The sequence below is a fragment of the Streptomyces sp. NPDC126510 genome, assembly GCF_040302345.1.
Lineage (GTDB): Bacteria > Actinomycetota > Actinomycetes > Streptomycetales > Streptomycetaceae > Streptomyces.
Genome location: NZ_JBEORR010000024.1, coordinates 44,116 through 66,815, shown reverse-complemented (window position 1 = coordinate 66,815; position 22,700 = coordinate 44,116). Strand labels below are relative to the sequence as shown.

21 protein-coding genes, 1 pseudogene and 1 riboswitch are annotated in these 22,700 nt (G+C 70.4%); of the genes and pseudogenes, 11 read left to right on the top strand and 11 right to left on the bottom strand.

Features of this window, described 5'->3' with window-relative positions; all coding sequences use genetic code 11:
• Positions 1-250 precede the first annotated feature (250 nt).
• Positions 251-1,909: a diguanylate cyclase CdgB gene (gene cdgB, locus ABTX60_RS29625; RefSeq protein WP_352100078.1), complete on the top strand. Its 1,659-nt coding sequence runs from the start codon at positions 251-253 to the stop codon at positions 1,907-1,909.
• Positions 1,910-2,026: 117 nt separating this feature from the next.
• Entirely contained in the window at positions 2,027-2,980 is a 954-nt protein-coding gene (locus ABTX60_RS29620) for a carbohydrate-binding protein (RefSeq protein ID WP_352100077.1), read from the top strand.
• Positions 2,981-2,987: 7 nt separating this feature from the next.
• Here the strand turns inward: ABTX60_RS29620 and ABTX60_RS29615 are convergent, their stop codons facing one another.
• The 3 genes from ABTX60_RS29615 to ABTX60_RS29605 all read right to left on the bottom strand — a co-directional run bounded on the left by ABTX60_RS29615 (position 2,988) and on the right by ABTX60_RS29605 (position 6,214).
• Positions 2,988-3,917 carry a 1-phosphofructokinase family hexose kinase gene (locus tag ABTX60_RS29615; RefSeq protein WP_352100076.1) on the bottom strand — a complete coding sequence of 310 codons (930 nt, stop codon included), beginning with the start codon at positions 3,915-3,917 and terminating at the stop codon, positions 2,988-2,990.
• Positions 3,918-4,037: 120 nt separating this feature from the next.
• Positions 4,038-5,273: an N-acetylglucosamine-6-phosphate deacetylase gene (nagA, locus tag ABTX60_RS29610; protein WP_352100075.1), complete on the bottom strand. Its 1,236-nt coding sequence runs from the start codon at positions 5,271-5,273 to the stop codon at positions 4,038-4,040.
• Positions 5,273-6,214 (bottom strand): ROK family protein, encoded by a 942-nt coding sequence (locus ABTX60_RS29605; RefSeq protein ID WP_352100074.1) that lies wholly within the window; start codon positions 6,212-6,214, stop codon positions 5,273-5,275. Before ABTX60_RS29605 ends, nagA begins: the two co-directional genes overlap by 1 nt.
• Positions 6,215-6,343: 129 nt before the next feature.
• Here ABTX60_RS29605 and ABTX60_RS29600 point away from each other — a divergent pair, with 129 nt between their 5' ends.
• Complete coding sequence (locus ABTX60_RS29600) at positions 6,344-7,597, top strand: ABC transporter substrate-binding protein (protein WP_352100073.1); 1,254 nt, start codon at positions 6,344-6,346, stop codon at positions 7,595-7,597.
• A 40-nt stretch (positions 7,598-7,637) separates the two neighbouring features.
• On the top strand, positions 7,638-7,883 hold the full coding sequence (locus ABTX60_RS29595) for a DUF3263 domain-containing protein (protein WP_352100072.1): 246 nt from the start codon (positions 7,638-7,640) through the stop codon (positions 7,881-7,883).
• 85 nt (positions 7,884-7,968) lie between these two features.
• Here the strand turns inward: ABTX60_RS29595 and otsB are convergent, their stop codons facing one another.
• The 3 genes from otsB to ABTX60_RS29580 all read right to left on the bottom strand — a co-directional run bounded on the left by otsB (position 7,969) and on the right by ABTX60_RS29580 (position 11,209).
• Positions 7,969-8,796, bottom strand: coding sequence for a trehalose-phosphatase (gene otsB / locus ABTX60_RS29590; RefSeq protein ID WP_352100071.1), 828 nt, complete (start codon positions 8,794-8,796; stop codon positions 7,969-7,971).
• A gap of 6 nt (positions 8,797-8,802) precedes the next feature.
• Positions 8,803-10,191 carry an alpha,alpha-trehalose-phosphate synthase (UDP-forming) gene (locus ABTX60_RS29585; protein WP_352100070.1) on the bottom strand — a complete coding sequence of 463 codons (1,389 nt, stop codon included), beginning with the start codon at positions 10,189-10,191 and terminating at the stop codon, positions 8,803-8,805.
• Positions 10,192-10,264: 73 nt separating this feature from the next.
• Entirely contained in the window at positions 10,265-11,209 is a 945-nt protein-coding gene (locus tag ABTX60_RS29580) for a glucosyl-3-phosphoglycerate synthase (protein WP_352100069.1), read from the bottom strand.
• A gap of 155 nt (positions 11,210-11,364) precedes the next feature.
• A riboswitch (SAM riboswitch) is annotated at positions 11,365-11,521 on the top strand.
• 18 nt (positions 11,522-11,539) lie between these two features.
• Here ABTX60_RS29580 and thrC point away from each other — a divergent pair.
• From thrC to ABTX60_RS29550, 6 genes are all read left to right on the top strand, one after another.
• A complete protein-coding gene (gene thrC, locus ABTX60_RS29575) occupies positions 11,540-12,826 on the top strand; it encodes a threonine synthase (protein ID WP_352100068.1) in 1,287 nt (428 codons plus the stop codon).
• An 88-nt stretch (positions 12,827-12,914) separates the two neighbouring features.
• Complete coding sequence (locus ABTX60_RS29570) at positions 12,915-13,190, top strand: MoaD/ThiS family protein (protein WP_062927577.1); 276 nt, start codon at positions 12,915-12,917, stop codon at positions 13,188-13,190.
• Between the two features lie 446 nt (positions 13,191-13,636).
• The gene (locus ABTX60_RS29565) at positions 13,637-13,840 is read left to right on the top strand and encodes a cold-shock protein (protein WP_003949956.1); all 204 of its coding nucleotides are present in this window, start codon (positions 13,637-13,639) and stop codon (positions 13,838-13,840) included.
• Positions 13,841-14,173: 333 nt separating this feature from the next.
• Positions 14,174-15,796: a chaperonin GroEL gene (gene groL / locus ABTX60_RS29560; RefSeq protein ID WP_352100067.1), complete on the top strand. Its 1,623-nt coding sequence runs from the start codon at positions 14,174-14,176 to the stop codon at positions 15,794-15,796.
• A gap of 241 nt (positions 15,797-16,037) precedes the next feature.
• Positions 16,038-17,165, top strand: coding sequence for an NADH:flavin oxidoreductase (locus ABTX60_RS29555; RefSeq protein ID WP_352100066.1), 1,128 nt, complete (start codon positions 16,038-16,040; stop codon positions 17,163-17,165).
• A 94-nt stretch (positions 17,166-17,259) separates the two neighbouring features.
• Positions 17,260-18,819, top strand: coding sequence for a carboxylesterase/lipase family protein (locus tag ABTX60_RS29550; protein ID WP_352100065.1), 1,560 nt, complete (start codon positions 17,260-17,262; stop codon positions 18,817-18,819).
• A gap of 1 nt (position 18,820) precedes the next feature.
• On the opposite strand, the gene ABTX60_RS29545 is transcribed toward ABTX60_RS29550, so the two are convergent.
• From ABTX60_RS29545 to ABTX60_RS29525, 5 genes are all read right to left on the bottom strand, one after another.
• Positions 18,821-19,390 carry a hypothetical protein gene (locus ABTX60_RS29545; protein WP_352100064.1) on the bottom strand — a complete coding sequence of 190 codons (570 nt, stop codon included), beginning with the start codon at positions 19,388-19,390 and terminating at the stop codon, positions 18,821-18,823.
• A 14-nt stretch (positions 19,391-19,404) separates the two neighbouring features.
• The gene (locus tag ABTX60_RS29540; RefSeq protein WP_352100063.1) at positions 19,405-20,046 is read right to left on the bottom strand and encodes a Uma2 family endonuclease; all 642 of its coding nucleotides are present in this window, start codon (positions 20,044-20,046) and stop codon (positions 19,405-19,407) included.
• An 86-nt stretch (positions 20,047-20,132) separates the two neighbouring features.
• Complete coding sequence (locus ABTX60_RS29535) at positions 20,133-20,984, bottom strand: hypothetical protein (RefSeq protein ID WP_502992421.1); 852 nt, start codon at positions 20,982-20,984, stop codon at positions 20,133-20,135.
• A gap of 209 nt (positions 20,985-21,193) precedes the next feature.
• Positions 21,194-21,376, bottom strand: a complete 183-nt coding sequence (locus tag ABTX60_RS29530) for a DUF397 domain-containing protein (RefSeq protein WP_502992420.1) — start codon at positions 21,374-21,376, stop codon at positions 21,194-21,196.
• A complete protein-coding gene (locus tag ABTX60_RS29525) occupies positions 21,369-22,208 on the bottom strand; it encodes a helix-turn-helix domain-containing protein (RefSeq protein ID WP_352100061.1) in 840 nt (279 codons plus the stop codon). The genes ABTX60_RS29530 and ABTX60_RS29525 overlap by 8 nt, the downstream gene beginning before the upstream one ends.
• Positions 22,209-22,320: 112 nt before the next feature.
• Between ABTX60_RS29525 and ABTX60_RS29520 the strand changes: the two are divergent.
• Positions 22,321-22,512: pseudogene (locus tag ABTX60_RS29520) on the top strand (hypothetical protein); the annotation flags it as partial.
• Between the last annotated feature and the right edge of the window lie 188 nt (positions 22,513-22,700).

Here is a 22,700-nt window from a genome sequence, read left to right as displayed (position 1 = left end):
CCCGGGGCGGGTACCGGGGAAATAGCTGTGCGCAATCCGACAAAGTTTGCGTTCGGTAGACGTACGTGAAAACGCAGAAACTCCACTCAATTGTTCAGGTTTGCCTGTGACTTGAGTCACAAGGGGCAGGAATTGTTGACCCTGTGTACCGAGTGAGCAGCGCGCTGTGATTCAGTGGCGGGGAAGCTGCCGGGGCGATACGCCGACGAGAACCCTTGAATCGCTGCGAGTACTCGGGGGGAGGGCGAGCATGGAGACCGAGTCGGAGCCCTACGTCCGTCTTGCGTCCCTGCGACAACTGCACCAGGTCATGGCCGACATGAACACGGCCCGCAGCCTGGCGGACACACTGCAGACCGTCGCGGAGGGCGTCGTCACCGCCCTCGGGTACGAGCTGGCGTGCGTGAACCTCGTACGGCCGGACGGCGACCTCGTCGTCGCCGCCTTCGCCGGAAACCCCGCCGCCGAGGCCCTCATCACCGGCCGGGTCGGCTCGCGCGAGTCCTGGGAGCGCCGCCTCGGCATGGGCGAGCACTGGGGCGACCTGGTGTTCATACCGCACACCGAGGGCTGGGTCCTCGACGACGACGACGTCCCGCAGTGGTACACCGACGGCCCCGCCCCCCGCTTCGAGGACGAGTGGCACCCGGCCGACCGGCTCTTCGCCCCCATGTACGCGCCGGGCCCGCAGGGCAGCGCGGCGGGCGGCGAACTGATCGGCGTGCTCTCCGTGGACCGGCCGCGCAACGGCCGCCGGCCCGGGGCCTGGGGCCGCGAGGCGCTCCAGATGTACGCCTTCCAGGCCGCCATCGCCATCAGCAACGCCCGGCTGCGCGCCAACATGCAGCGCGCGCTGGTCCGCCTGGAGCGCGAGCAGCAGGCACTGCGGGCGAGCGAGGAAAGCTTCCGGCAGGCCTTCGAGTACGCACCGTCCGGCATGGCCATCGCCGAGATGGGCGGCGACCAGCACGGCCGGATCCTGCGCACCAACGACGCGCTGTGCCGGCTGCTGGGCCGCCCCGCCTCCGCGATGCGCCGCTACTCCTTCTCCGATCTGGTCCATCCCGAGGACATAGGCACCCTGCTGCGCACCTCGGCGGAGGGCGGACGCGCGGAGCTGCGCCTCGGCCGCCGGGACGGCACGTACGTCTGGGTCAGCCTGCGCAACAGCGTGGTCGCCGACGCCGCCGACGGCCCGCGTTTCCTCCTCACCCACGTCGAGGACATCGAGGAGCGCAAGCGCCGCGAGCTCCAGCTCGCCCACCGCGCCTCGCACGACTCGCTCACCGGCCTGCCGAACTCCGCGGAGCTGCGCTCGCGCCTGTCCGCCCGCCTCTGTCAACGCGCGTCGTCCCCGCGCACCGCCGTGGAATCCGTCGACGCGGCCTACGGCCATCCCGACTTCGACGTGGTCGGGCCCGGCTTCGACTTCCGGCAGGGCCCCGAGTCCTACGACGCCTACGACCACCACGTGCACACCATCGCCCCGGACGGGAGCCACGACGACGGCACCAAGGGCCTCGCCGTGCTCTTCTGCGACCTCGACGGCTTCAAGTCGATCAACGACCGGTTCGGGCACAACGCGGGTGACGCGGTTCTCATCGAGGTCGCCCGGCGGCTGAGCAACGGCGTCCGCGACGGGGACACCGTCGCCCGGCTCGGGGGTGACGAATTCGTCATCCTGGCCGACGGGCTGGGGCGCGCCGACGCGCAGGACCTCGCGGTCCGGCTGCGCAACGAGATCATCCAGCCCATCCGCGCGGAGGGGCGGGCCGTCCGGGTCGGTGCCAGCTTCGGCATCGGATGGGCACACTGTGGAATGACGGCGGACGAAGTGTTGAAATCCGCTGACGAGCGGATGTACGTCGAGAAACGATCTCGTCCCAAACAACACAGACGCGCCGGGTGAAGCCCTGGTCAGCGAGTTGATGCGGTCTGAGTCACCCGTTTGGGTCTCTGGGAGCGGGTAGGCTCGCTAACTCACCCGTGTACCGCATGCACCGCACCTGACTGAGGAGACCAAGGGATGACGCCCGGCAACAACGGCGCGAGCACGCCCGAGGACGACGACCCGTTCGGCTATCTCTACGCCGACGGGCAGGCCAACGGAGCCCAGCCGCCGTCCGGGGGCTACGGCTACCCGAACTCGGTCAACCGGGTGCGGGCTGTCGGCACCCGCCCGTACGGCCAGCAGCAGGCCGCTCAGACCGCGCCCTACGGCCAGGTCCCCCAGCAGACTGCCCAGGGCGCCGGCCGTCCTAACGCGCATTACGCGGCGCCGGAGACGCTGCCGGGTGGTGCGCAGACCGTGCAGCAGCAGATGCCGGCGGGTGGCGGTGGCGGCCGGGGTGGCCGCGGCCCGAACCACAAGGGCCTGCTGATCGGCGCGATCGCGGTGGTCGCCGCGGTCGTCATCGGCATCGGTGTGGCCATGCTGGGCGGCGACAAGGACAAGGACGACGCGTCCGACGAGGTGGGCACGAACCCGACCCAGTCCCAGGCCTCGAAGCCGAGCCCTTCGGCGAGCAAGGGCGGCGAGGGCAAGGTGGAGCTGCCGGAGACCGACGCGAAGGCGCTGCGACTCGGTGGCGCTGCGACTCTCGCCCAGGACGTCAAGGGCGCCCAGTCCGAGGGCGGCATCTACGTCGGGAACCTCAACCAGGCCGGTTCCTCGGTGACGTGGACCGTCAACGGTGTCCCGAAGGAGGGCCCCTACACGGTCTTCGCCCGCTACAGCACGGTGGACGAGGACCAGGAGATGACCCTCACCGTCAACGGCAAGCCGTTCGGCAACAAGCTCAACCTCGGCAACTTCACGCACACCTCGGACGGCGACTTCGCCAAGGGCTGGACGAAGACCTACGCCTGGCCGACCCTCAACAAGGGCACCAACACGATCACGCTGTCCTGCCAGGACGGCGACAAGTGCAATGTCCTGCTGGACAAGCTGTGGCTGAAGGCGGGCCAGGTCGAGGACTGAGGGTCGGCTAGGCCGCGCTGACCTCTCCCGAGACCGTCACCCTTCCCAGCAGCTCCTCGTACACCCCCCGGTCGAACTCCCCCGCCACCGGTGCCCGCACCGTCGCCGCCGCCAGGGCCGTCGCCCGGGTCAAGCGGTCGGGCCAGGGGAGGTGGTCTGCCAGGCCCGAGAGCAGGCCTGCCACCACCGCGTCGCCCGCGCCTGTCGGGTTGCCTCGTAGCGAGGCCGGTGGGGTGGCTTGCCAGCGGCCGTCGCGGGTTACCGCCAGGAGGCCCGCGGAGCCGAGGGAGGCGACCACCGCGCCGGCGCCCCGGCGGCGGGCGTCCTGGGTCGCGCGGAGTGGGTCGTGGGAACCCGTCAGTTCCGCCAGTTCGTCGGCGTTCGGCTTGATGATGTCCGGGCGGGCTGCGACGCCCCGGCGCAGTGGCTCGCCGCTGGTGTCCAGCAGGACCGGGACCGAGAAGGATCGGGCCGTGCGGACCAGGCCGGCGTACGCGCCCACCGGGACGCCCGGCGGCAGGCTGCCGCACAGAGCCACCGCTGAGACGGAGGGGAGCAGGTCCGCGTAGGCCTCCTGGAAGGCCGACCACTCGGCGGGCGTGACCGCCGGGCCCGGTTCGTTCAGCTGGGTCGTGTCGCCGGTGCGCTCGTCGACCACGGCGACCGTGCGGCGGGTCGCGCCCGCGATCGGCACCAGCTCGTCCACCACGCCCGGGACCGCCGCGAGCTTCTCCTGCACGACCCGGCCCGTCGCCCCGCCCGTGAATCCCGTCACCGTCACCCCGTGCCCGAGGGCCGCGAGCACCCGGGCCACGTTGACCCCCTTGCCGCCGGGGCGTTCCGTCACCTCGGAGACACGGTGCGAGGCGTGCGGCCGGAGGGACCGAACGCGATAGGTGATGTCGAGAGCGGTGTTCAGTGTGACCGTGAGGATCACCCGGGCCGACCTCCCCCGATGCGCTTGCCGACGTGAACGTGCAGGTAGCCCGATCATGCCAAAGAGACGGCGGTCGGCCCAGTCCTGGAGTCGGCCACCGTCTCCCGACTACGGGACGGATCAGCCCAGTTGGGGACCGACCACCCACTCGCCCCGCCGCATCACGCCCTTCAACTCGTAGGCCGAGTCCAGGATCAGCAGGTCGGCGTGTTTTCCGGGCTCCAGTGAGCCGATCGTGTCGTCCAGGCCGAGCAGCCGGGCCGGGTTGGCGGACAGGGCCGTCACCGCGTCCTCGACGGACAGTCCGTCGACGGTGACCGCCCGCTTGAAGGCGCGGTCCAGGGTGAGGGTCGAGCCGGCGATCGTGCCGTCCTCCACCAGCCGGGCCACGCCGTCCGCGACCTCCACCTCCAGAGGGCCCAGCCAGTAGCGTCCGTCGCCGAATCCGGCCGCGTCCATCGCGTCCGTGATGAACGCGACCCGGTCCGACCCGGCGTGGTGGAACGCCAGCTGCAGCGCGGCGGGGTGCAGGTGCGTGCCGTCGTTGATCAGCTCGACCGTGATCCGCTCGTCCTCCAGCAGCGCGGCGATCGGGCCGGGGGAGCGGTGGCCGAGCGGCGGCATCGCGTTGAAGAGATGAGTGGCGACCGTGGCGCCGGCGTCGATGGCCTCCACCGTCTGCTCGTACGTGGCGTCCGTGTGGCCGATCGCCGCGATCACGCCGTGGTCGGCGAGGAGGCGTACGGAGTCCAGGCCGCCGGGGAGCTCGGTGGCCAGCGTGAGCATCCTGGCCTGGCCCCGGGCCGCGTCGATCAGCTTGCGGACGTCCGCGGGGTGCGGGTCGCGCAGGAGGGCCTCGGAGTGGGCGCCCTTGCGGCAGGGGGAGATGAACGGGCCCTCGAAGTGGACACCGGCGATCTCGCCCTGCTCGGCCAGTTCGCTCAGCAGGCCGGCACGGCGGGTGAGGAACTCCATGTCGCCGGTGACGGTGGAGGCGACCAGGGTGGTCGTGCCGTGCAGGCGGTGGGTGTGGATGCCCTTGAGGATGTCGTCGACCGAGCCGGAGGTGAAGGATGCTCCGCCGCCGCCGTGGTTGTGCAGGTCGACGAAGCCGGGGATGACGTAGTGGCCGGTTGCGTCGATGACCTGGGCGTTTTGCGGTGCCGAGCGGGCGATGCGGGTGCCGTCGATGGTCACCTGGCCGTTTTCGACGGATCCGGTGGGGAGTACCACGGTGGCGCCGGCCAGGACCGTGGGTGTTCCCGATGTGGCGGGGTGCGGGTGGGATGTGGCTGGTCGCGCTCCGCGGCGGAGCCGCTTATTGACGCTGTCCCGCGCCCCTGGGGCATCCGTCATCAGGGGGTTACCTCCATACGGTCGGTCGATGCCAGAAGATCCCAGGCCAGTAGGCCCGCGCCGAGACAACCTGCACTGTCACCCAGCGCCGCCGGGACGAGCGACGGCTGTTTCTGGAAGGTGATCCGCTGCCGGATGGCCTCCCTCAGCGGCGTGAACAAGGTCTCTCCCGCCTCCGCCAAGCCGCCGCCGATGATCAGGGTGCGGGGGTCCAGCAGGGTCAGGGCCGTGACCAGGCCGTCGGCCAGGGCGTCCACGGCCTGCTGCCAGACCGCCCCGGCCCTGGGGTCGCCGGAGTCCACCGCCTTCGCGCAGTCCGCCGCGTCCGCGCCGGGGTCGCCGCAGGCCTCGGCCCAGGCCTCGCTCACGGCCGCCGCCGACGCGAAGCGCTCCAGGCAGCCGCGCTGTCCGCACGGGCAGGGCGCCCCGCCGGGGCGTACGACGATGTGGCCGATCTCGCCCGCGAAGCCGTGCGCGCCCGCCTCGACCCGGCCGTCGACGCCGATGGCGCCCGCGATGCCGGTGCCCAGTGCCACGAACAGGAACCGGTCCGCGCCCCGGCCCGCACCGACCCGGCCCTCGGCGAGACCGCCGGTGCGCACGTCGTGCCCGACGGCGACCGGGATCTCCAGCCGTTGCGCCAGCAGGTCGCGCAGCGGTACGTCGCGCCAGCCGAGGTTGGCCGCGTAGGCGGCGACGCCCCGGGCCTCGTCGACGATGCCGGGGACGGCCACGCCGGCGGCGGACGCGGGCGTGCCGAAGTGCTCGGTGCCGTACGCGTGCAGCTCGGCGGCGAAGTCGAGGATGCCCGCGACGACGGCGTCCGGCCCCTGGGCGCGGCCTGTCGCCCGGCGGGCCCGGTGCAGCACCTCGCCCCCCGGCCCGGCCAGAGCGGCCTTCATCCCGGTGCCGCCCACGTCGAGGGCGATGACATGTCTCACGGGAACAGTGTGACCCGGGGACCCGCAAGAGGTCTAGTCCACTCACGTGGTGTAGACCTTGTTCCGGATATCGAAATGTTTCGGCGGCGGTGACGCCGGGGTTGGGGAAGAACAGCAGTGCAGCGGCGGATGGCAGGAACGATCGCGGTGGTGTCCGCACTGGGCATGACGGCGGTCCTCGGCGGCTGCGGCCTCACGGGCGGCTCCGCCGACGTGACCCTGAAACTGGTCGCCGCCGACTACGGCGACAACGCGGCCAACAGCTCGAAGAAGTACTGGGACAAGCTGGCCGACGCGTACGAGGCCGACCACCCCGACGTCGAGGTCGACGTCAGCGTCTACTCCTGGAACGACGTCGACCGCAAGGTCCGGGAGATGGTCGCCGCCGGTGACCCGCCGGACATGGCGCAGATCGGCGCGTACGCCGACTACGCGGCCAAGAACCAGCTCTACAAGGCCGACGACCTGCTCTCCATACCCGTGCAGGCCGACTTCGTCGGGCAGCTGGCCTCCGCGGGCCAGGTGAAGGGCGTGCAGTACGGCATGCCGTTCGCCGCCTCCACGCGCGTGCTCTTCTACAACAAGGCCCTCTTCGCCAAGGCAGGCATCACCCCGCCCGAGTCCTGGAAGGACCTGGCCGAGGACGCCGAGGCGCTCAAGGCGGAGGGTGTGAAGTACCCCTACGCGCTGCCCCTCGGCCCGGAGGAGGCGCAGGCCGAGACCATGCAGTGGATGCTCAGCGGCGGGGGCGGCTACACCGACAGCGTCGACAGCTACGCCATCGACTCCCCGCAGAACATCGACACCTTCTCCTGGCTGAAGGAGGACCTGGTCGGCAAGGGCCTGACCGGGCCGGTCGCGCCGGGCCGGCTCAACCGGGCCGCGGCGTTCGCCGCCTTCGCCAAGGGCGAGGTCGGCATGCTCGACGGCCACCCGTCGCTGATGAAGATCGCCGCCAAGGGCGGCGTCAAGTACGGGATGGTGCCCACTCCGGGCCACGAGGGCCCGAGCAGGTCCACGCTCGGCGTCTCCGACTGGATGACGGCGTTCCGCAAGAACGGCCACCGCGACCAGGTGGGCGACTTCCTCGACTTCGTCTACAGCGAGAAGAACGTGCTGGCCTTCTCCCGCGAGTACGACCTGCTGCCGGTCACCTCCTCCGCGTCCGGCACCATGGCCGCAGCCGAAGAGGACCGGCACCTCAAGCCGTTCCTGGAGGAGCTGTTGTCCTCCGAGCTCTACCCGGTCGGCAAGACCTCCTGGGCGGACGTCAGTTCCCAGGTCAAGCAGCGGATCGGCAAGGCCGTCGCGCCGGGCGGCAGCCCCTCGGGCGTCCTCGGCAACCTCCAGGCGGCGGCGAGCCGGGCGGAGAGTGCGGAGTAGCTCCGCTGTGCTGTCGGTGGCGGGCGTTACGGTGCCGGGTATGGACGAGGAGACGGGTGAGCGGGGGCTCGGGCGCAGGGAGCGGGACATCCTGGCGCTCGAACGCCGGGGTTTCTCCGGGCCCGGTGTGAAGGAACGGGCCATACGGGAGGAGCTGGGGCTCGCGCCTGTGCGGTATTACCAGCTGCTCAATGCCCTGCTGGATGATGCGCGGGCGTTGGCGCATGATCCGGTGACGGTGAATCGGTTGCGGCGGGTTCGGGATTCGCGGCGCGCGGAGCGCTGAGGACTCGGGGGTGTCCGGCCGTTGCGGGGTGCGGGTGCGTCGTGGTTGTTCGCGCAGTTCCCCGCGCCCCTGAAGGGGCGCGACCTCAGCCAAGCCGGTTTGCCAGTGCTCGCAGCAGCCCCACCACACCCTCCGGGCCGTCCACCACCACGTCCGCCCGCTCCCTGAGCTCGGTCACCTCGTCGCTGCCGCTGCACACCAGCAGGCCCGGGGTGCCGGTGGTGCGCAGGGTGTCGACGGCGGTGTAGGCGGGCAGGTCGCCGAGGTCGTCGCCGGCGTAGAGGACGGAGCCGGCGCCGATCTCCCGGGCGAACTCGGTGAGGGCGACGCCCTTGTCCATGCCGGGCGGGCGCAGTTCGAGGACCATGCGGCCGGGCTCGACGATCAGGCCGTGCCGGGTCGCCAGGCCGGTGAGCGGCTCGCGCAGGGCCTCGAAGGCGGCCTGCGGGTCGGCGGCCCGGCGGGTGTGTACGGCCACCGCCCGGCCTTTGTCCTCGACCCAGGTCCCGCTCCCTTCGAGCAGCCCGGGCAGCTCGGCGCGGACCGCGTCGACGCCGGGGTGCGGGTCGGGTGCGGCGACCTCGCCGCTGCGGGCGTCCCACCGCTCGGCGCCGTAGTGCCCGAGGACGACCAGGTGCTCAAGACCGGGCACGTCGGCGAAGCCGCCGTTGCGTACGGCGACCTCGGCGGGCCGGCCGGTGATCACCGCCACGGCGGCCACCTTCGGCGCGAGCGCGGTCAGCGCGGGGAGTGCCTCCGGATGGGCCCGGGCCCGCTCCGGATCGGCCACGATCGGCGCGAGCGTCCCGTCGAAGTCCAGGGCGATCAGTGCCTTGCCGGGATCGGCGAGCAGGGCGGTGAGCCCGTCCTGCCCGGCCTTCGTGAAGGGCTCGGGCAACGCGTTCGCGGTCATCGCCGCTCAGCCCCTCAACGCGTCGAGCTGGTCGACGAACCACTGGGCCGGTGGCAGGGCCGTCGCCGCCGCGGCCAGGCGCTTGGTGCGTTCGGCGCGTTCCTCCGGGCGCATCGACAGCGCCTCGTGCAGGGCCGTAGCCGTGCCCGTCACGTCGTAGGGGTTCACCGTGATCGCGTCCTCGCCCAGCTCCTCGTGCGCCCCGGCCTCCCGCGACAGCACGAGCGCGCAGCCGGCGTCGGAGACGACCGGGACCTCCTTGGCGACGAGGTTCATGCCGTCGCGGATGGGGTTGACGAGGGCCACGTCGGCCAGCCGGTAGGCGGCCAGGGAGCGGGCGAAGTCGTCCTTGACGTGCAGCACGACCGGCTTCCAGCCCGGTGTTCCGTACTCGGCGTTGATCTCGTCCGCCAGCCGCTGCACCTCGGCCGTGTAGTCCCGGTACACCGCGAGGTCCTGCCGGGAGGGGTAGGCGAAGGCGACGTGCACCACCTGCTCGCGCCACTCGGCGTGGGTCTCGAGGAGCCTGCGGTAGGCCAGCAGGCCGCGCACGATGTTCTTGGACAGTTCGGTGCGGTCGACCCGGACGATGGTGCGGCGGCCCTCGCCGATCTCCTCGCGCAGCGCGGCGATCCGCTCCTCCACGTCCGGCTCGTGCGCCCGCTCGCGCAGGAAGTCCGCGTCGGCGCCGAGGCCGTGCACCCCGACCCTGGTGCCGCCGAGCCCGCCCGCGAACCGTTCGGCGCACGCGGTGAACGCCTCCGCCCAGCGCTCGGTGAGGAAGCCCAGCCGGTCCGCGCCGAGCATGCCGCGCAGCACCTGCCCGGCCACGTCGTCCGGCAGCATCCGGAAGTACTCCGGCGGGGCCCACGGCGTGTGCGAGAAGTGCCCGATGCGCAGGTCGGGCCGCAGCTCGCGGAGCATGCCCGGCACCAGCGTCAGGTGATAGTCCTGCACCACGACCGCCGCGCCCCGCGCCGCCTCTTCGGCCAGCGCCTCGGCGAACGCCCGGTTGTACGCCTCGTAGGACGCCCACTGCCGCCGGAACTCCGCGTCGAAGACCGGCTCCAGCGGCGTCTGGTAGAGCATGTGGTGCACGAACCACAGGACCGAGTTGGCGATGCCGTTGTACGCGTCGGCGTGCACGTCGGCCGGGATGTCCAGCATCCGCACGCCGTCCTCGCCGACCCCGCGCCGCACCGCCTCCCGGTCGCCGTCGGAGAGCGCCGAGCACACCCAGAGCGCGTCCGCGTCGGAGCCGATCGCGGAGAGCCCGGAGACCAGCCCGCCGCCGCCCCGTTTGGCGTCCAGCGAACCGTCCTCGCCCACCGTGTACGAGACGGGACCCCGGTTGGAGGCCACCAGCACCTGTGCAGCACCGTTCGTCGAAGCCATAAGCCTCAACCTAGCCCGGCCTCCGAACGCTCAAACGTGCGGATCTGCCGCGCCCGGCCGAAAACGGCCCCGGTCAGGCGGCCTTCCGAGCCTGGTACTCGGCGATCTCCACCATCGGCGGACGCTCCTCGGTGTCCACGGAGTACGTCCGCGGCTCGAAGCCGTCCGTGCCCCTCTCGAACTGGGTCAGGGACGGCCGGATCAGATGCCCGCGGGCCAGCCGCAGCTGGGCCGTGCGGTAGATCGCGGCGGCCATCCGGCCCAGCGCCTGCCCGTCCTGGTGCCGGTGCTTGCGCACCCCGACGTCCACCTGGGCCAGGGCGTCCAGGCCCACCAGGTGCAGGGCGTCCACCAGCATGCCCAGCTCCACGCCGTACCCCACGGGGAACGGCAGCTGCTCCAGCAGCGAGCGGCGGGCCGCGTACTCGCCGCCGAGCGGCTGCACGAAGCCGGCCAGCTGCGGCCAGTGCATGTTGAGCAGCGGGCGCGCCATCAGCTCGGTGACCCGGCCGCCCTGCCCGGTGGCGCCGGCGAGGGGGCGGTCGTACATGGCCTTCACCAGGTCCACGTCCGGGTCCGTGAGCAGCGGGCCCACGATCCCCGAGACGAAGTCGGACGAGAAGTCCCTCAGGTCCGCGTCGACGAAGCAGACGATGTCCCCGCGGGTGACGAGCAGGGAGCGCCACAGCACCTCGCCCTTGCCGGGCACGGCGGGCAGGCGCGGAAGTATGACGTCCCGGTGCACCACCCGGGCGCCCGCGGCGGCGGCCACCTCGGAGGTGCGGTCGGTCGAACCCGAGTCGACGACGACCAGCTCGTCGACGAGCGGTACCTGCTCCATCAGGTCGTGGCGGATGACGGCGGCGATGTCGCCGACCGTCGCCTCCTCGTTGAGCGCGGGCAGCACGACACTGACCGTCTGGCCCGTGCGCTGCTTGGCGGCGAGTATCCGGTGGAGCGGACGATCGTTCGCGGACCAGGAACGGGTGCTCAGCCAGCGCTCGACTTCTTCCAGCACCGTGGCGGCTCCTCTGCGTACTCTCGGCGGGACAGAACGTGATCCATCTCGCGGTTCGGACGACTATCTCAACTGTCCTGGTCGTCGGTTACAGTCTTGAACAAGGCGGATGACCATCGCATGTCCGGGGTCACCCGCCGCCTACAACCACATACAGCTCATCCAGAGGGGCAGAGGGAAACGGCCCGATGAAGCCCCGGCAACCCTCCAGTCGGTACTCGTAGGTCACTGTCGACCACACGCGCGAGGCTCCCGGCTCGGGAAGGTGCCAAATCCGTCTCACGGCGAGATGCGTCGTGAGGAAGATGAGGAGAAAGGGCCTCGCCTCACATGGCTGCGCAGACTGTTGCAAGCACCACTGAATCCACCGTAGACCTCGGCCCCGCCGCAGCGCTCAGCTGCCGCGAGTGCGGCCACCGCGTGCCCCTCGGCCCGGTCTTCGCGTGCGAGGAGTGTTTCGGCCCGCTGGAGATCGCCTACGACTTCTCGGCCTACGACACCGAAGAGCTCCGCAAGCGCATCGAAGCGGGCCCCGCGAACATCTGGCGCTACGCCCCGCTGCTGCCCGTCCCGGCCGACGTGGCGGACAAGCCGAACATCAACCCGGGCTGGACCGCGCTCGTCAAGGCCGACAACCTCGCGCGCGAGCTGGGTGTCGACCCCGGCAAGCTGTTCGTGAAGGACGACTCCGGCAACCCGACGCACTCCTTCAAGGACCGCGTCGTCGCCCAGGCCCTGGAGGCCGCCCGCGCCTTCGGCTTCACCACGCTCTCCTGCTCCTCCACCGGCAACCTCGCCGGTGCCGTGGGTGCCGCCGCGGCCCGCGCCGGCTTCCGCTCCTGCGTCTTCATCCCGCACGACCTGGAGCAGGGCAAGGTCGTCATGGCCGCGATCTACGGCGGTGAGCTCGTCGGCATCGAGGGCAACTACGACGACGTGAACCGCTTCTGCTCCGAGCTGATCGGCGACCCGGCCGGTGAGGGCTGGGGCTTCGTCAACGTCAACCTGCGGCCGTACTACGCGGAGGGCTCCAAGACCCTGGCGTACGAGATCTGTGAGCAGCTCGGCTGGCAGCTGCCGGACCAGCTCGTGGTGCCGATCGCCTCCGGCTCGCAGCTCACGAAGATCGACAAGGGCCTGCAGGAGCTGATCAAGCTCGGTCTGGTCGAGGACAAGCCGTACAAGATCTTCGGTGCGCAGGCCGAGGGCTGCTCGCCGGTGTCCGTCGCCTACAAGGCCGGGCACGACGTCGTCCGCCCGCAGAAGCCGAACACCATCGCCAAGTCCCTCGCCATCGGCAACCCGGCGGACGGGCCCTACGTGCTGGACATCGCGCGGCGGACCGGTGGTGCGGTGGAGGACGTGAACGACGAGCAGGTCGTCGACGCGATCAAGATCCTTGCTCGGACCGAGGGGATCTTCGCGGAGACCGCCGGTGGGGTGACGGTGGGCGTGACGAAGAAGCTGATCGAGAGCGGGCTGCTGGATCCGTCGAAGACGACGGTGGTGCTCAACACCGGGGATGGTCTCAAGACGCTGGACGCGGTGGCGGGCACGGGCCTGACGGCGACCATTCGCCCCAACCTCGAGTCGTTCCGTGAGGCCGGGCTCGTCTGAGCGTCGTTGTTCGCTGCGGGGCGGTGGGGGCTGGTCGCGCAGTTCCCCGCGCCCCTAGGTATCTCGCCCAACCGGAGGTTTTGAAGTCATGAGCGTCACCGTTCGGATCCCCACCATCCTGCGTACCTACACCGGCGGGCAGGCCGAGGTCGCCGCCGACGGCGCGAACCTCGGCGAGGTCATCGCCGATCTGGAGAAGAACCACACCGGGATCGCCGCCCGGGTGCTGGACGACCAGGGCAAGCTGCGGCGGTTCGTCAACGTCTACGTCAACGACGACGACGTGCGGTTCGAGCAGGGTCTGGAGACGGCGACGCCGGACGGTGCCGGTGTGTCGATCATCCCCGCCGTCGCCGGCGGCTGAACCGGTCGACCGGCTTGTTTGTTACCTTCGGTAACGACGGTCACTGAGAGTTTATCGAATTGCCCCCTCCGTGAGAGAAGCGGAGGGGGCAATTCTGTGTGGTTGAGCGGGGTACAGTTGGGGAACGTGGTCCCGATTCCCTGATCGGAACCCTGAATTCCCGCTACGAGCCCGACAAGATGTAGCCAAAGTGTGTATGTCTTTTGCGGCTTTTGTTCCCTTTGTGTGGCCCGACTTGCCCTGAATTCGGGCGAATTCTCCCCACATTCCGGACCCTGCGCGTCCAGAATTCTCGTCCGATTGACCTGTTGCAGACGGCAGTTGGACAGATACATTCAGCCGCGGTCGACGCGTTCCGGCGCACGCCCCCAACCGTGGGGGGTGAGGTCTGACCCGGGTCCGCGAAGTGTGGATCTGTGCAAGGGCCAGTAATAGGGGAGTTAGGCATGGCTCAGGGCACCGTCAAGTGGTTCAACGCGGAGAAGGGGTACGGCTTCATCGCGGTCGACGGTGGTGCGGATGTTTTCGTCCACTACAGCGCGATTCAGATGGACGGCTACCGCACCCTTGAAGAGGGTCAGCGGGTCGAGTTCGAGATCTCGCAGGGCCAGAAGGGGCCGCAGGCCGACATGGTTCGCGTCGCTGCCTGAACGCGCACCACGACCAACGCATCAAGCGACCGGTCTTCTCTGAAGGGCCCGTACCCCCCGGGGTACGGGCCCTTCGGCCTGCTCGGGCACCTGTCGGGCGGTGTTCGCGGGCGGCTGACGCCCCGGCCCGATCCCCGGGAGGCGCTTGCACTCGCCATGCCCGAGTGCTAATCATTGCGTTAGCACTCTGAAGGTGAGAGTGACAACGTAAGGACCGGGTCGGTGAGGCCCGCAGGCCAGGTGGGGAAGGAACCACAAGGCAAGCGAGCCGTCCGTCGCGGGCGCGGGCGCGGTCCGAAGTAATCACCCCCAGTCCTGGAGGGACCACTTCACATGGCCAAGATCATCGCGTTCGACGAGGAGGCGCGGCGCGGCCTCGAGCGCGGCATGAACCAGCTCGCGGACGCCGTCAAGGTGACGCTCGGCCCCAAGGGCCGCAACGTCGTCCTCGAGAAGAAGTGGGGCGCGCCCACGATCACCAACGATGGTGTCTCCATCGCCAAGGAGATCGAGCTCGAGGACCCGTACGAGAAGATCGGCGCCGAGCTGGTCAAGGAAGTCGCCAAGAAGACGGACGACGTCGCCGGTGACGGTACGACCACCGCGACCGTTCTCGCCCAGGCCCTGGTCAAGGAGGGTCTGCGCAACGTAGCCGCCGGCGCCAACCCGATGGCCCTCAAGCGGGGTATCGAGCGTGCCGTCGAGGCCGTCTCCGCCGCCCTGCTGGAGCAGGCGAAGGACGTCGAGACCAAGGAGCAGATCGCCTCCACGGCCTCCATCTCCGCCGCCGACACCCAGATCGGCGAGCTCATCGCCGAGGCCATGGACAAGGTCGGCAAGGAAGGCGTCATCACCGTCGAGGAGTCCCAGACCTTCGGTCTGGAGCTGGAGCTCACCGAGGGTATGCGCTTCGACAAGGGCTACATCTCGGCGTACTTCGCCACCGACATGGAGCGTATGGAGGCCGTCCTCGACGACCCGTACATCCTGATCGCCAACTCGAAGATCAGCAACGTCAAGGACCTGCTGCCGCTCCTCGAGAAGGTCATGCAGTCCGGCAAGCCGCTGCTGATCATCGCCGAGGACGTCGAGGGCGAGGCCCTGTCGACCCTGGTCGTCAACAAGATCCGCGGCACCTTCAAGTCCGTCGCCGTCAAGGCCCCGGGCTTCGGCGACCGCCGCAAGGCGATGCTGCAGGACATCGGCATCCTCACCGGCGGCGAGGTGATCTCCGAGGAGGTCGGCCTCAAGCTGGAGAACGCCACGATCGACCTGCTGGGCAAGGCCCGCAAGGTCGTCATCACCAAGGACGAGACCACCATCGTCGACGGTGCCGGCTCCGCCGACCAGGTCGCCGGCCGGGTCAACCAGATCCGCGCCGAGATCGAGAACAGCGACTCGGACTACGACCGCGAGAAGCTGCAGGAGCGCCTGGCGAAGCTCGCCGGCGGTGTCGCGGTCATCAAGGCCGGTGCCGCCACCGAGGTGGAGCTCAAGGAGCGCAAGCACCGCATCGAGGACGCCGTGCGCAACGCCAAGGCGGCCGTCGAGGAGGGCATCGTCGCCGGTGGTGGCGTGGCCCTGCTGCAGGCCTCCCAGGTCTTCGAGAAGCTGGAGCTCGACGGTGACGAGGCGACCGGCGCCAACGCCGTGAAGCTCGCGCTGGAGGCCCCGCTGAAGCAGATCGCCGTCAACGGTGGTCTCGAGGGCGGCGTCGTCGTGGAGAAGGTCCGCAACCTCACCGTCGGCCACGGCCTGAACGCCGCGACCGGTGAGTACGTCGACATGATCGCCGAGGGCATCATCGACCCGGCGAAGGTGACCCGCTCTGCCCTGCAGAACGCCGCCTCCATCGCCGCGCTGTTCCTCACCACCGAGGCCGTCATCGCCGACAAGCCGGAGAAGGCCGCCGCGCCCGCCGGCGGCGGCATGCCGGGCGGTGACATGGACTTCTGATCGACCTGAGGGTTGATCGACGTCCTTACCGAGGGCGGCACTCCCTGTTCCGGCAGGGGGTGCCGCCCTTCGGCGTGTCCGGGTTGCCGCCCTTCGGCGTGTCCGGGGTGCGTGCGAGGTGTGTGCGGGGCGCGTGTCCGGGATCACAGCGGGGGCGGGATGGCCGGGCGGGGCCGGATGGTTGAAGGTTAGGTCCTATGCGTATGCACATACCTTCCGGTATCCGAAAGTGAGCCCCCACGTGACTGTCGCCGCCTCCGCTTCCCGCGCCGCCGAAATCCTGTCCCGGCCCGTAACGCTGGGCGGCCTGACTGTTCCGAACCGGATCGCGATGGCGCCGATGACCCGCATGTTCTCCCCGGGCGGCGTACCCGGCGAGGACGTCGTGTCGTACTACGCGCGCCGCGCCGCCGCCGGAGTCGGCCTGATCGTCACCGAGGGCACCTACGTCGGCCACGACTCGGCCGGGCAGAGCGACAGCGTGCCGCGGTTCCACGGCGACGAGCAGCTCGCGGGCTGGGCGAAGGTCGCCGAGGCGGTGCACGCCGCCGGCGGCACGATCGTGCCGCAGCTGTGGCACATCGGCATGGTCCGCAACCAGGGCGAGCCCCCCTTCGCCGACGCCCCGGCCGTCGGCCCCTCCGGCCTGCGGATCGGCGCCGACGAGCCCACCGGCAAGGCCATGACCCAGGCCGACATCGACGCCGTCATCGGCGCCTTCGCCGAGGCCGCTGCCGCCGCCGAGCGCATCGGCTTCGACGGTGTCGAACTGCACGGCGCCCACGGCTACCTGCTGGACCAGTTCCTGTGGGAGGGCACCAACCGCCGCACCGACGCCTACGGCGGCGACCGCGTCGCCCGCGCCAAGCTCGCCGAGGAGATCGTCACGGCCGTCCGCGAGACCGTCTCCGCCGACTTCCCCGTCATCTTCCGCTTCTCCCAGTGGAAGCAGGAGGCCTACCGCGCCCGCCTCGCCGAGACGCCGGAGGAGCTGGAGTCCATCCTCGCGCCGCTGGCCGCCGCCGGTGTCGACGCCTTCCACGCCTCCACCCGCCGCTACTGGGTCCCCGAGTTCGACGACTCGGACCTCAACCTGGCCGGCTGGACCAAGAAGCTCACCGGCAAGCCCACCATCACCGTCGGCTCGGTCGGCCTGGACGGCGGCGACTTCCTCAAGTCCTTCCAGGGCGAGGGCGCCGAGGTCGGCGACCTCGACAACCTCCTCTACCGCTTCGAGCGCGACGAGTTCGACATGGTCGCCATCGGCCGCGCCCTGCTCCAGGACCCGGAGTGGGCTCGCAAGGTGCTCGACGGCCGCTTCGAGGAGCTGGCCCCGTACAGCCCGGCGGCGCTGAAGACCCTCAGCTGACCCCGCCTCCGAACGGGGTGCCTGGATCTGCTCGAGTCAGTCAAGGAGACTGACCGGACGCTTGTTCACCGGCACCCCGTGAGGAGACCCGCAGATGACGACGACCGACTCCCGCCCCTCGCCGGGCGATCCCTCCGAGCAGCCCGGCCCGGTGGTGCGCACCACCGCCGGTGCGGTACGCGGACGGAAGGAAGAGGGCCTCGCCGTCTTCCGCGGCATCCCCTTCGCCGCGCCCCCGGTGGGCGAGGCCCGCTTCCAGGCCCCGCGCCCCGCCCCCACCTGGGACGGCATACGCGACGCGTACGCCTTCGGCCCGCCGCCCCCGCAGGACCTCGGCCTGCTGGGCGGCCCGGGTCTGATCGACGTGCCCCAGGGCGACGACTGGCTCACGGTCAACGTCTGGACCCCCGATCCCGACCCGGCGGCCCACCGCCCGGTGATGGTGTGGATCTACGGCGGCGCCTACAAGCTCGGCCACGCGGGCAGCCCCGGCTACGACGCCCGCCGTATCGCGGCCGACGGCGATCTCGTCGTCGTGTCCCTCAACTACCGCGTCGGCATGGAGGGCTTCGCCCACATCGAGGGAGCCCCCGCCAACCGCGGACTGCTCGACCAGGTGGCCGCCCTGGAATGGGTGCGGGACAACATCGAGTCCTTCGGCGGCGACCCCGGCCAGGTCACGGTCTTCGGCGAGTCGGCCGGCGCCGGTTCGGTCGCCTCGCTGCTCTCCATGCCCCGCGCGGCCGGTCTGTTCCGGCGGGCGATCGCGCAGAGCGTGCCGGGGACCTTCTTCTCCGACGCCCTGGCCCGCGACATGGGCACGGCCCTCGCCGCCGAGCTGGGCCTGCGCCCCACGGTCGCCGACCTGTCGACGATCGCCCCGCGCAAGCTGACCTCGGCGGGCGAGACACTCGGCCCGAAGATGCCCCAGTACATCGACCGCTGGGGCCAGGCGGCACCGACGGTCACGCCGTTCTCACCGGTCGTCGACGGAGAGGTGCTGCCGGCCATGCCCTGGCAGGCGCTGGCGGCCGGTGCGGCGAAGGACGTCGAACTGCTCGTCGGTCACAACCGCGACGAGTACCGGCTGTTCGTCGCCATGGCGGGCCAACTCGGCCAGATCAGTGAGGAACGGGCCGCCTCGGCCCTGCGTCTCTTCGCCCCCGGCCCCGACGGTGAACAGGCCTACCGCGCGGCCTTCCCGGAGGCCTCCCCTTCGGAGCTCTACGAGCGCGTCCAGACGGACTGGCTGTTCAGCATGCCCACCCTGCACTTGGCCGAGGCGCAGCGCGCGGGCGGCGGACGCGCGCACCTCTACGAACTGACCTGGCCGGCCCCGGGCAACGGTGGCGCGCTCGGCGCCTGCCACGCCCTGGACATCCCGCTGCTCTTCGGCACGTACGGGGCGGACCTGGGGCTGCTGCTGTTCGCGGGCGCGGAGCCGTCCGCCGAGGCGCTGTCGCTGTCGTCCCGTTTCCGTGCGTCCTGGACGGGGTTCGCGAGGACGGGCGACCCGGGCTGGCCGGCGTACGACGACGAGCGGCGGCTGGTGCAGGTGCTGGACGCGGAGCCGGAGGTGAGGGCGTACCCGGAGGAGGCGTCGCGGAGGCTGTGGGAGGGGCACGAGTTCCTGCCCCTGCCGCTGCTGGGATGACCTAGAGGTTGCCCATGGGCTCGATGTCGACCCGCACGGGCGTCCCCCACACCCGCAGCACCTCGTAGTCGGTGAACTCGTGCACCAGCCGGTACGCCATGGCGGCCCGGGGGGCCTTGCGCTGGGCGTTGATGAACAGCTCGGCCTCCCGTCGGTCCCGGCGCGGGGTGCCGCACAGCTGCCAGGCCTGGCCGTTCCACAGCTCCGCAAGCCAGCGCTGCTGGGGCTGGGGGCGGTCGCCGCGCACGCCGTAGCGGGAGGGTGCGGGTTCGGCGGGCTGCTGCTGGGGGGCGGGCCCGTTGAACTCCGCCCGGCGGGCCGCCCTGCGCCGCGTCTCGCACAGCAGGCACAGGTCGGGGGCGGCCTCGTCGACGGGGCCGTTCGGGTGCTCGGGGCAGCGCGTACTGGGCGCCGCCGTGGTCACGCTGTCCTCCAGCAGGTCCAGCGCGCGCTTCAGGTCGGCCTTGACCTCGTGCAGTTTGCCGTCCGGGGTGTCGGAGGTGAGGGCCTCCCCGTGCTCGCCGAGGAGGCGCAGGGCACGGCCCAGGGCGGTGAGCTGAGCGTGGTTCATGGTGCCCATTGTCCTCAGTCGGCGTAGTCCTTGAGCTTCTCGGTGTCCAGGGTGATGTTCACGGGGGCGGGGAGCTCGACGGTGGCGCCCCAGGGGTGTCGGGAGATCTGCTGGTAGCGGCCGTCTTTCGGCTCGCTGTGGACGGTGAGTGTGTTGTTGTCGCGGTCGATGAGGAGGTAGACGGGGATGTCGGCTTCCGCGTAGCCCACGGGCTTGTCGATGCGGTCGCGCTGGTTGGTGTCTCGGTCGCGGGAGGTGATCTCCACGGCCATGAGGGAACCATCGGGGTCGGACCACTCGCGGTCGCCCTTGAAGTGGTCCACAGGTGCCAGGAAGCCATCCGTGCGTGCTCGGCCCTTCCGGTAAGCCTCTGCTTTGACTCCCCGCTCCGGTGCGAGATCAAGGTCTGGGAGGTGCTGCATGCACTGGCGCAACAGCCACATGAAGATCGACGTGTGGTTGCCGTCCGGCATGGCCTTGACCTCTAGTTTTCCGTTGATGTACTCAAGCCGCACGGTCTCCGGGGCGTGGCGCTCCAGCTCTTCGAAGTCCTCGACGCTGAGCGCGTCCTTCGTTCGGACGCGACCGTCGACGTACTCGAGTCGCACGCCCTTCGGGGCCACCTCGGCCAGATCCTCGAAGTCCTCGATGGGCATCAACGGGTGGTCAGCGGTACCAGGGGTCATGGTGCCTCCTCCCTTCCATCGTGCCCTGGGGGAGCGACGTCCCACCGTAGGAGCCGTCATGTGCGTGCCTTCTCTCGGCGTTGTTGGGACATCGCGGCCCGGATCTGGGCCGCGCGGTCGTGGACCGTGGGGGCGGACAGGGGTGCAGGGGGTTGCGCGGGAGCGCGTTCGCCCCGGCAGGCGCTGCAACGCCCCCCTGGCAGGGTTTCCGGACGGCCCGGAGCGCCGCAGTTCGCGCACTCCAGGACCCGTAGGGGTGGGCGTGGAGGGGGCGGGAGTGGAAGTTTGCTGGTCAGGCGGTTTCGGACCAGGGCTGCGGCGTGGTGGACGGGTCTCGGCAGGCCGGCGGTGAGCGCACGCAGTACGTCGTCCTCCGAGGCGCCCCGCTCGAACCAGTCCGCCACCAGTGGGGCGAGGGTCGCGCAGTCCGCCTCCGAGAGGGACAGGACGGGGGCTGTGCGGCCGAGGGCGGCCAGGAGGATGTGGGCGCGGGAGCGGGTGGGGCGTGCCGGCTGTTGCGGTGCGTCGCCGCGGGTGAAGGCGGCCCACCAGTCGTCATCCCGGGCCGTGCGGGTGAACCACGTTCGGGTGATCCAGCGAGAGCTGCCGTCGTCGGCCGTCACGCACTCCCGGCCTCGGCGCAGGTGCCCCGCCTGCTGGATGCGGTTGAGGGCCGTGCCGAGGGCGCACTGGCCGTAGGGGAGCTGTTTGGCCAGCGTCTTCACGGAGATGTCGGCGCCGTCGGGGAGCCGGTCGAGGTAGGCGGCGATGGCGGCTTCGCGGAGTGGGAGGTGCGCGAAGTCGTGGTTCGTGCGCGGGGGTTGGCCGGGGGTCGTGCGTTTGCCGTAGCCCGGCCCCGCCATGGGGTGCGGGGACGAGGAGGCGGCACTAAAGTTGGCTTCAGCCATGGGATCGAACTTTTCCTTCGATCTAAGTGGTCAAGCCCCCGCAGGTGTTGGTAGCACCGGGCGGGGGCTGTTGCTTGTCCAGGAACGGTAGAGGTAGGTGACTGTCCGTGGCAAACCGGATGCGTCGCGTCAACTCGCGGGGTGGGAGGGTGGGTTGAGGCCCTCCACCCATTCCTTGAAAAGAGAGCTCGAAGCCCGGGTCCCGAAGCTCAGGCCGTCTCGTCCTTGAGGTTCTCGACGAACGCGGACCAGGCGGTGGCCCGGAACACGAGCTTCGGGCCGTGGGGGGTCTTGGAGTCGCGGACGGGGATGACATCAGGGAATGCCTGGGTGATTTCCAGGCAGTTGTCGCCGCTCCCGCCGCTGTAGCTGGACTTGTACCACTCAGACATGTTCCTCATGGTCGTAATCCTGCGTCATCGCTTCGAGCAGGGCTAGAGACTTCTGAGGCGAGAGTGCGGAGGCCGCGAGGAACTCGTAGTAGAAGCGGTACTCCGCGACGGTGGCGGGGTCGTCGTCCAGTCGCCCGGTGCCGACGCCTTCCAGGTACGCCAGCGGAGGTGCGTCGGCGAAGTCCATCAGCTTGACGCAGCCCTGCATGGCCGGGTGCGCCCCCGCATCGAACGGCAGCACCTGCACGATGGTCCGGCTGCGGCGGGCCAGGTCGGTGATGTGTCGCAGCGCTTCGGCCATGACATCCGGCCCGCCTGTCACCCGGCGCAACGCCGACTCGTCAATCACGGCCCACAACAACGGCGTTGTTGGGTCGTCGAGGATGTGGGTCCGCTCCATGCGGGTGGCCACCCTCCTCTCGATCTCCTCATCCGGTGCAGTCGGCTGATACGCGCGGCACACTGCGCGGGCGTAGGCGGGGGTCTGGAGCAGGCCGGGAATCAGCATCGACGCGAACTCCCTGATGGCCTTGGCCCGGGCCTCCGCCTCCGCCGCCTCCGCGAAGTGCTCCGGATACTTCGACTTCGCCGCCGCCCCACAGTTCCGTGAGAAGAAGTCTCCCGTCCCCAACTCCTCATCCAGCAAACGGGCGTACTCCGCCTGCAAACGTCGCGTCCCCGCCTCCAGCTGCCCGATGAACGACCCGCTCACGAACAGCCGCTGTCCCAGTTCCTCCTGGCTCAGGCCGGCCTTCTCGCGGGCGTGGCGGAGTTCGGCGCCCAGGAGGGCCCGAGGGGAGGAGGACGGGTCGAGGTCCCTGGAACCGGGCATGGGCAACTCCCTGTCGACAGATCGGGTTGTTGGACCGCCGTATCTGGCCAGGTTAGAGACGTGTCGGCCACGCTGTGTGGTGAATCACATACTCAGCGTGGAGGTAGAAACGGTGCGTTCGACCGAAGAGATCGTGCAGTCGCTGCGGGACGCCCTCGCCGGAGTCGGGGTGGTGCTGCCGTCGCTGGGCGTCGACCCCGTGACCGGCGCGAGTGACGAGCCGTTCGCCCTGGTCGATCTGGGGCGGTGCAACGTACGGACGGCCGAGCACCTCACCGACGTACTGCGCTCGCTGCCCGTGGGCGAGACGCTGCGGGCTCGCGTGCGGCAGGTCAACCGGGAGGTGAAGTCACGGTGACGTAATAGCCAACGGTGGATGTACAACCATTCGCCCTTCACCACCGTCGAACAGGCGTATCGCGCATACGCCGGCGTTCGCCCCACCGCACGCCACTCCGGAAATCACATCCTTTCCCCAGAGGAATCCTGTCT

Coding starts and splice junctions, on each gene's coding strand:
- cdgB (WP_352100078.1), top strand. CDS start 251: ATGGAGACCGAGTCGGAGCCCTACGTCCGTCTTGCGTCCCTGCGACAA.
- ABTX60_RS29620 (WP_352100077.1), top strand. CDS start 2,027: ATGACGCCCGGCAACAACGGCGCGAGCACGCCCGAGGACGACGACCCG.
- nagA (WP_352100075.1), bottom strand. CDS start 5,273: ATGACGGATGCCCCAGGGGCGCGGGACAGCGTCAATAAGCGGCTCCGC.
- ABTX60_RS29600 (WP_352100073.1), top strand. CDS start 6,344: ATGGCAGGAACGATCGCGGTGGTGTCCGCACTGGGCATGACGGCGGTC.
- ABTX60_RS29595 (WP_352100072.1), top strand. CDS start 7,638: ATGGACGAGGAGACGGGTGAGCGGGGGCTCGGGCGCAGGGAGCGGGAC.
- otsB (WP_352100071.1), bottom strand. CDS start 8,796: ATGACCGCGAACGCGTTGCCCGAGCCCTTCACGAAGGCCGGGCAGGAC.
- ABTX60_RS29585 (WP_352100070.1), bottom strand. CDS start 10,191: ATGGCTTCGACGAACGGTGCTGCACAGGTGCTGGTGGCCTCCAACCGG.
- thrC (WP_352100068.1), top strand. CDS start 11,540: ATGGCTGCGCAGACTGTTGCAAGCACCACTGAATCCACCGTAGACCTC.
- ABTX60_RS29570 (WP_062927577.1), top strand. CDS start 12,915: ATGAGCGTCACCGTTCGGATCCCCACCATCCTGCGTACCTACACCGGC.
- ABTX60_RS29565 (WP_003949956.1), top strand. CDS start 13,637: ATGGCTCAGGGCACCGTCAAGTGGTTCAACGCGGAGAAGGGGTACGGC.
- groL (WP_352100067.1), top strand. CDS start 14,174: ATGGCCAAGATCATCGCGTTCGACGAGGAGGCGCGGCGCGGCCTCGAG.
- ABTX60_RS29550 (WP_352100065.1), top strand. CDS start 17,260: ATGACGACGACCGACTCCCGCCCCTCGCCGGGCGATCCCTCCGAGCAG.
- ABTX60_RS29545 (WP_352100064.1), bottom strand. CDS start 19,390: ATGAACCACGCTCAGCTCACCGCCCTGGGCCGTGCCCTGCGCCTCCTC.
- ABTX60_RS29540 (WP_352100063.1), bottom strand. CDS start 20,046: ATGCCCATCGAGGACTTCGAGGATCTGGCCGAGGTGGCCCCGAAGGGC.
- ABTX60_RS29535 (WP_502992421.1), bottom strand. CDS start 20,984: ATGGCTGAAGCCAACTTTAGTGCCGCCTCCTCGTCCCCGCACCCCATG.
- ABTX60_RS29530 (WP_502992420.1), bottom strand. CDS start 21,376: ATGTCTGAGTGGTACAAGTCCAGCTACAGCGGCGGGAGCGGCGACAAC.
- ABTX60_RS29525 (WP_352100061.1), bottom strand. CDS start 22,208: ATGCCCGGTTCCAGGGACCTCGACCCGTCCTCCTCCCCTCGGGCCCTC.